The organism is Leptolyngbya cf. ectocarpi LEGE 11479, from assembly GCF_015207065.1.
GTDB classification, from domain to species: Bacteria; Cyanobacteriota; Cyanobacteriia; order Phormidesmidales; family Phormidesmidaceae; genus Leptothoe; species Leptothoe ectocarpi.
In genome coordinates this window covers 1-3,005 of sequence record NZ_JADEXP010000523.1, presented here as the reverse complement: position 1 = coordinate 3,005, position 3,005 = coordinate 1, and the positions used below count along the sequence as shown (strand labels likewise).

The 3,005-nt window shown below is 52.7% G+C and carries 3 protein-coding genes; 1 reads left to right on the top strand and 2 read right to left on the bottom strand.

The genetic code is table 11. From position 1 onward, the window contains the following. A partial coding sequence (locus IQ260_RS29390; RefSeq protein ID WP_193996603.1) for an EamA family transporter occupies window positions 1–637 on the top strand: 637 nt, incomplete at its 5' end. 135 nt (window positions 638–772) lie between these two features. Here IQ260_RS29390 and IQ260_RS29385 read toward each other — a convergent pair. Together IQ260_RS29385 and IQ260_RS29380 are read right to left on the bottom strand one after the other, a co-directional pair. After that, complete coding sequence (locus IQ260_RS29385; RefSeq protein WP_193996602.1) at window positions 773–1,939, bottom strand: sugar phosphate nucleotidyltransferase; 1,167 nt, start codon at window positions 1,937–1,939, stop codon at window positions 773–775. Window positions 1,940–2,293: 354 nt separating this feature from the next. Continuing rightward, window positions 2,294–3,005 (bottom strand): segregation/condensation protein A (locus IQ260_RS29380; protein WP_193996601.1); only part of this gene is annotated, 712 nt, incomplete at its 5' end.

Below are 3,005 nucleotides of genomic sequence, written 5' to 3'. Positions count from 1 at the left end.
GGCCTATGGCGGGGTGCTGGCTTTGATGAATACCGCGTTTTACCTGGCGATTGATCGGATTCCCCTGGGTATTGCAGTGGCGATTGAATTTACTGGCCCATTGGGACTATCGGTGATTAAGTCGCGACGCTGGTTAGATTTACTTTGGGTGACGCTGGCAGCGCTGGGGGTAATTCTACTCGCCCCGCTCCAGGGGAGTGGTTTGGACCCTATCGGCCTAGGCTTTGCTGTCCTGGCAGCCCTGGCCTGGGCCGGTTATATTTTGCTCGCAGCCGCTACTGGCCAGGTGATTCCAGGGCTAGAAGGGCTGGCCTGGGGGATGGTGTTTGGTGCTTGCTTACTCACGCCCATTGGGATTGGCACGGCGGGGACGGCGCTGTTGGATGGGCGACTGCTGGCGATCGCAACGGTGGTGGCGGCCCTATCCTCGGCCACCTATGCCCTAGAGCTGGTGGCGCTGCGGCGGCTGCCGGTCAATGTTTTTGGGGTGCTGCTGAGTGTTGAACCGATGCTGGCGGCGGCCTCTGGCTTTGTGGTGCTGGGGGAAACTTTGACGGTGCGATCGCTGATTGCGATTGTTTTAATTTCGATTGCGGCGGGGGGCTCGGCTCGGTATGGCTTGGCTCCTGGGGACTAGGCCGAGGTCGATAATAACGAGACAGAAACGAGATAGAACGGTGATATGAACTAGTAAAAGGCGCTTGCGATCGCAAGCGCCTTCAGATGAAACGCTGGGCGGTAAGCCCTACGAATTATTGCTAAATCGAAACGTTCATACCACAGCTTCGTTGAGCAGTTCGGTGATGGCACGGTGCTCAATGGGAGGCTCAGCCAGAACAGCCTGACGGGTATCCGTAATCAGCCAGTCTAGGGCCGCCTCTTGCATATCGATGGATGCACCAGTTTTGTCTACGCAATAGCGACCAAACACCAGCTTGTCAATCAGGCGAACGCCGGGACCAATGCGGGAGTATTCAAACACTACGCTTTTATCCACCGTGGCACCGCTGCAGATGCAGCAGTTGGGGCCAATCATACTAGGCCCAATAATGGTGGCACCGTCTTCGATTGCGGCCATCCCACCGATATAGACTGGACCTTCAATATTGATTTTGTCCCAGTTAGCCTTAACATTTAGACCGGTGTATACCCCAGGCTTGACCTCCTGCCCAGGAATACCAACGCCTTTGACCTGACCGGTCAGAACATCTTGAATCGCCTGCCAGTAGTCAGGCACCTTACCGATATCCACCCACTCAAAGTCCATGGTGATGCCATAGAACGCTTCGTTTGCTTCTACCAGTTTGGGAAAGAGGTCGCCACCGATGTCAAACTCTTGACCCGAGGGGATGTAATTAAAGATTTCTGGCTCAAAGATATAGATACCCGTATTGATGTTGGTGCTGAGGGCCTCTTCTACCTTGGGCTTTTCTTGGAATGACTTGATCCGGCCGGTGTCGTCGGTGACTACTACACCGTAGCTGGGCACCTGTTTTAGAGGTACCGACTTCATCACGATGGTGGCAATGGAGCCTTTTTCCTTGTGCTGTCGTACGGCTTCGGTCAGGTCTAGATCAATTAGCGCATCCCCGCAGAGAACCACAAAGGTATCGTCAAAAAAGGGTGAGAAGTCCTGAATCTTGCGCATACCACCCGCAGAACCGAGGGCATCACCCACCAGTTCACCATTGGTAATGCGGCCTTCAAAGGAATAGGCCAGCTCAACACCAAAGCGCTGACCGTCTCTAAAATAGCCTTCAATTTCGTTAGCAAGGTGGCTGACATTGGCCACAACTTGATTAAAGCCGTGCTGTTTTAGTAATTCTAATAGGAACTCCATCACTGGCTTTTGCAGGATGGGGATCATCGGTTTTGGAATCGTGTAGGTGATCGGTCGTACACGAGTACCTTTCCCTGCGGCCAAGATCATGGCTTTCATAAATGCTCTCTCTAGTCCTTAATTAACAGCTAAGAGGTAAGAATAAACGGACATTACGGCTCTATTATTAGCTACGATAGCAAGCCCATGGCTCCAATACGTAAACTGACAAAAGCTATCATTGTCACGCCAAATTAGTGTCCACCAGAGTTAAAAACTCGGCAACGTCCAGATAGTAACAAGCGTGTTTACAGTATACCCACGCATATTCATGGACTTCATTGCTGCCTCATAGACACCCGGAGAAATATTGTTTTTTATATATTTCAGCCGTTACCCGACACTCGGGGATTAGTTTGTTTTACGGAGTGCTCCGTTGCCTTAATCTGGTGATGCGGGAGCCGACAGTTGCGGCTAATCGGGTAAAACGTAGGCGGGCACGTCCTGCAGGGTAGCTGCGTTCAACTGTCTAACCTTGAGATCGCGATAAAAACGATCTTGGGCCAGCTCTACCTTAGATTGCGACGATAGAAATAATAGACCCCAAAAAACGCCAACTTTTTCATGGCGGTAGTCTTCATCGGTCAGCTCTGTTGTAATCGGACCGCCGAGAATATCGGGCCGAAAGTTGGCCCAATGTTCCAGCAGACGCTCAAAGTCCATCCAGTCAATGGCGCTTTCTAGCTCTTCCCAGTAGCGGTCTAGAAAAGTGGACAGGGCGTCGGCAATTTCTGATAGATTTTCCTGGTGGGCGAGCTGGGCAATGGTGCTGATGGCCTTGCGTTTGGAGTGAGGCTTGGCCCCCCGATTGCGATTTCTGGGGGTGGGGTTGGCCATGGCGGCCGCCATCATTTCTAGCTGGGCGATCAGTTCTTGCAGGGTGACCTGACGTTTTTCGGGGGGGCTGGCTACGGCCCGACGATGGATATAGTTTTCCAGGTTGCGGGGTAGCCTTTTGGCGTAGCCCTGGGGCTCAAAGGAGTCTTCATCGTCTTCAAACTCCACCACCTCTTCTTCGATTTCGGTGCGGATCAGGGTGTCGGCTTTGAGCAGGACCAGCATTGAGGCGTAGAGAAATGCCTGCCCCGATTCGGATAGGTTTTTTTCGTAGGGGGAACGGCCGGGG